Raw genomic sequence first — 4,325 nt, forward strand, 5'->3', positions numbered from 1 at the left:
GGCGTGTTGGATGGATTGCGCGCGGGGTGTGGCGCGAGGGCATCCGTCAGGGGCACCCAGAAACCGATGCGAGCACCTTGTCCAGCGAGTTATCGCGTCGGATAAATCAGGAATATCAGCTGGCATTAGCCTAAGGTCTGCTCGGCGAAATAGTCATTGGGCGCACCGCAATTCTTACGGAAATAGTCTCATTCTTGTTGGGATTTCTAGTCATCCAGGCATTACCAACTTCGTCAAATCGGCAAATCTACGCCATTTCTGACCAAACGCCGCACCTTTAGTTGATCTCGCAGCTATATAATCACTCAACTCGAAGCTTAGCGCCGTAAGATAGCCACACGTGTTTGCAAAAGCAGATAATGGCTCCTTACTTTTCGACCTATCGAGCCGAATAGATTCAGATGGTTTGAGCCTAATCTCGGACAGTGCGGACGTTGCAACCTGACGCCTAGGCTCCGGATACCATGTATCGTGCGCGTGTTTGTAGTTTATCTCGTTGCGAATCTTGGCTAGCCAAGATCCACTGCCCACCCCGCCTGTTCGTATGTTAATGGCGATCTCTTCGGCGCCCGCAAGAAACTGCGCGCTATCCGGAAGACCACTTTGCACCGCATCTGCGGCAAGCGCCTGCATGAAGCCGCAGAACTCACGCCAAAAGGCATCGTGAACGCCTGAGCCAGTGGTAGCCTGACGAAACTCAACGTAAGTACCATCGTCCCCCGCACGAACCCGATAGAACCACATTCCAGGTTCAAACGGCGCGGCAGCAGAATCGTACAGTGACGCAATCTCAGAAACCCGCCTTGCAGTTGCTGCTGTTATACTGGCTACGCCCGCACCTTGACTTCTCGTTATAGCGTGCGCGGCAAAAAAGGCTGAGTAATACAATTCCAGAAGACGCCAGCCTGCGTGATTAAGAGCCCCTGTCGGAACCTCGGTCGCCCGCAGGAAGGACTCTGCAGCCGCCAATGAAAATCTCTCAAAATCAAACGACAGGAAGGACACTAAGGAATCGAGGTCACCGACATCAAACCTTTGAGAGCTAGAATCGAGTGCATGCGTCGGTACAATCGTTGCCGAACTTAACCAAGACTCGAAACCTCCAGCCGTCGATGGGTCGAGGCCAAGACGAGGCAAAGCGCCAGCGACAAGATTGGCGACTAGCGAAGCCATGCACTCAGAGCGTGAGTTTGCTTGCCAATCGCTTCTCAAAATAATCTCGAAGCGCAGCCCAGCTCGTCCCCGGCTTTTCAAGCTTCTTTATCTGCATGTTTTGAAACACCGGAGAGACAACAGTTTGGAAATTCGTCGCGGAGTAATCGGCCCCATACTTATCCACAACCCGCTGTGCCACAGATTTGAAAAGGGCCATAAAAGCCCTAAACACTACCGGTTTGTTTAAAAGCGGGTCAGCTGTCTTCTTCGCAATCTCAGATGAAACAGCAATTAAATATGCATTGACGATCTTGTATATCTCTTCGTCAGTTCGGCCGGGAAATAGAACCAAAAGCGGACGCATTGCGTGATTAAATGTAACTCTAGTAATTTTATTCTTAGCGGCCTCCGCAGGCGACATAAATCCACTCAACGCACTTCTCGGCTTTTGATTGAATCTATCAAAGGTAGCCCTCAGCAGCTCTTCTGATTCACTTTCTATATCCGCCAATTGCTTGATATCTAGCAATAACTGGGATGGAACAGGCTTTTGTTTAGTATTAATGTCGATAAAGAGTCGAGTTTCTTCGCGCCTAGACAGCCCGTTATATATAACGACAGGAACGCGCAGCGATGTCCTCGCCAGTGAGAAGCCGTAGACACGATGCTGGCCATCAAGGATAAGGAATGCGCCAGGAGCATTTGTAAACTCGAGCGTCTTTCCCCTTCCGACAATCCTCAACTCTGCTGATGACTGCGCCGATAATACAATAGAGCTTGGAATTGTTCCAAGTTCCTCGTCAATATAGTGCGCTATTTCCATCGCACGTTTCTTATCGAGCTCGCGCTGAAACCCCTCTATGGGATCCTCTTTTCGTGTAGTAACGACGCAAGTCTGGGCCAGAACGTCACTCGGCATCGTAAGGGTGTAAAACTGATGCCGCCCTTGCGTGACTAGCGATACGCTGTAGCGGAGCCGATCTTCATTCTCAAGGTCGGCCATGCCAGTTTCCGGTAACGCAGCCATCGAATTCCCCAAGTCTCTCTGCTTCCGTTCATTGCATATAGAACAGAGCGCAAACTAATCAAAATCAGAGTCCAGCGTCAAAATCCTAGTCCCGCTCCCGGCCGCCACTCCCCAGATACAACTCCCGCCCCATTTCGTCATACACCCGGCTCATCTGCGCCATGCCCTGCTCGGCTTCAGCCACATCGACCGGCTGCGCCGCAATGAAGGCATCCGCATCCTGATTCTGCTTCGCCGCAAAGTCCCGCACTTCCTGCGTGATCTTCATCGAGCAGAATTTGGGGCCGCACATCGAGCAGAAATGGGCGGTCTTGGCGCCTTCTGCGGGTAGCGTCTGGTCGTGGTACTGCTCCGCCGTGTCGGGGTCGAGCGACAGGTTGAACTGGTCGCGCCAGCGGAATTCGAAGCGGGCGCGGCTGAGCGCGTCGTCGCGGACCTTGGCCGCCGGGTGGCCCTTGGCGAGGTCGGCGGCGTGGGCGGCGAGTTTGTAGGTTACCACGCCGACCTTGACGTCGTCGCGGTCGGGGAGGCCGAGATGCTCCTTGGGCGTGACGTAGCAGAGCATCGCCGTGCCGTACCAACCGATCATCGCGGCGCCGATGCCGCTGGTGATATGGTCGTAGCCGGGGGCAATGTCGGTGGTCAGCGGCCCGAGCGTGTAGAAGGGGGCTTCTCCGCATGCCGCCAGCTGCTTGTCCATATTCTCCTTGATCTTGTGCATCGGCACATGGCCGGGGCCTTCGATCATCACCTGAACATCCTGTTCCCAGGCGCGCTTGGTGAGTTCGCCCAGCGTGTAGAGTTCGGCGAACTGCGCCTCGTCATTCGCGTCGGCGATCGATCCGGGGCGCAGACCGTCGCCGAGCGAATAGGCGATGTCATACGCCTTCATGATCTCCGTGATCTCGTCGAACTTCTCGTAGAGGAAGCTCTCACGGTGATGCGCCAGGCACCATTTGGCCATGATGGAGCCGCCGCGTGACACGATGCCGGTGACGCGCTTGGCGGTCAGCGGGATGTAGGGCAGGCGCACGCCGGCGTGGATGGTGAAATAGTCGACGCCCTGCTCCGCCTGTTCGATCAGCGTGTCGCGGAAGATTTCCCAGGTGAGGTCCTCGGCGATGCCGCCGACCTTCTCCAGCGCCTGATAGATCGGGACGGTGCCGACCGGGACGGGCGCGTTGCGCAGGATCCATTCGCGGGTGTCGTGGATGTTGCGGCCGGTCGACAGGTCCATGATCGTGTCGGCGCCCCAGCGGATCGCCCACACCATCTTGTCGACTTCCTGCGCCACGTCCGACGCGACGGCGGAGTTGCCGATATTGGCGTTGATCTTGACCAGGAAGTTGCGGCCGATCGCCATCGGCTCGCTTTCGGGGTGGTTGATGTTGTTGGGGATGATCGCGCGGCCGCGGGCGACTTCATCGCGCACGAACTCAGGGGTGACGTAATCGGGGATCGAGGCGCCCCAGCTTTCGCCGTCGCGGACATATTCGGCCAGCATCTGGCGGCCGAGATTTTCGCGGGTGGCGACATATTCCATTTCGGGCGTGACGATGCCGCGCCGGGCATAGTGCATCTGGGAGACGTTCATGCCGGGCTTGGCGCGCAGCACCTTCTTGCGCACGTTCGGGAAGGGCTGGACCCCGCCGCTGCGGTCGGGGCCGAGCTGGCCGTTATCCTCGGGCTTGACCTCACGCTGGGTCACTTCCTCGACATCGCCGCGATCGCGGATCCAGTCGCGGCGGAGCTCCTGGAGCCCGGCCATGATGTCGATGCGGGCATTGGGATCGGTGTACGGGCCGCTGGTGTCGTAGACGCGGACCGGCGGCTCGCCGCTCGACGGTTCGAGATGGATTTCGCGCATCGCGACCTTGCGGGGGCCGACATGGATCTTCGTCGATCCGCGGATCGCGCCGGTGGTTACCTTGAGTTCGCTGCGGGCGGGGATGTCGGCCATGATGTTCCTCTCCAGGCGGAGGAAACGGACCATGGATGCGGGCCGCTCCCTCCCTACGCCGGTGTCAACCGGATCAGGTTCAGCGGGTCGGCGGCTGCTGCCACCCTCTCAAGCGCGCGTCAGCGCTCCCCCGGGGATGGAACCGTCCTACGCGGTTCTTGCGCGCGGGGGAAGGGGCGGGTT

At 57.6% G+C, this 4,325-nt stretch carries 3 protein-coding genes and 1 riboswitch; all 3 genes read right to left on the reverse strand.

Annotated features, from left to right (window positions below; genetic code table 11):
• Positions 1-210: 210 nt before the first annotated feature.
• Positions 211-1,173: a hypothetical protein gene (locus AX681_RS21945; RefSeq protein WP_156442784.1), complete on the reverse strand. Its 963-nt coding sequence runs from the start codon at positions 1,171-1,173 to the stop codon at positions 211-213.
• 4 nt (positions 1,174-1,177) lie between these two features.
• Positions 1,178-2,158, reverse strand: coding sequence for a DGQHR domain-containing protein (locus tag AX681_RS10215; protein ID WP_066661029.1), 981 nt, complete (start codon positions 2,156-2,158; stop codon positions 1,178-1,180).
• A 109-nt stretch (positions 2,159-2,267) separates the two neighbouring features.
• Positions 2,268-4,142 carry a phosphomethylpyrimidine synthase ThiC gene (thiC, locus tag AX681_RS10220; RefSeq protein WP_066661031.1) on the reverse strand — a complete coding sequence of 625 codons (1,875 nt, stop codon included), beginning with the start codon at positions 4,140-4,142 and terminating at the stop codon, positions 2,268-2,270.
• A gap of 46 nt (positions 4,143-4,188) precedes the next feature.
• Positions 4,189-4,279, reverse strand: a riboswitch (TPP riboswitch).
• Between the last annotated feature and the right edge of the window lie 46 nt (positions 4,280-4,325).

Source organism: Sphingomonas sp. CCH9-E2 (assembly GCF_001557215.1).
Lineage (GTDB): Bacteria > Pseudomonadota > Alphaproteobacteria > Sphingomonadales > Sphingomonadaceae > Sphingomonas.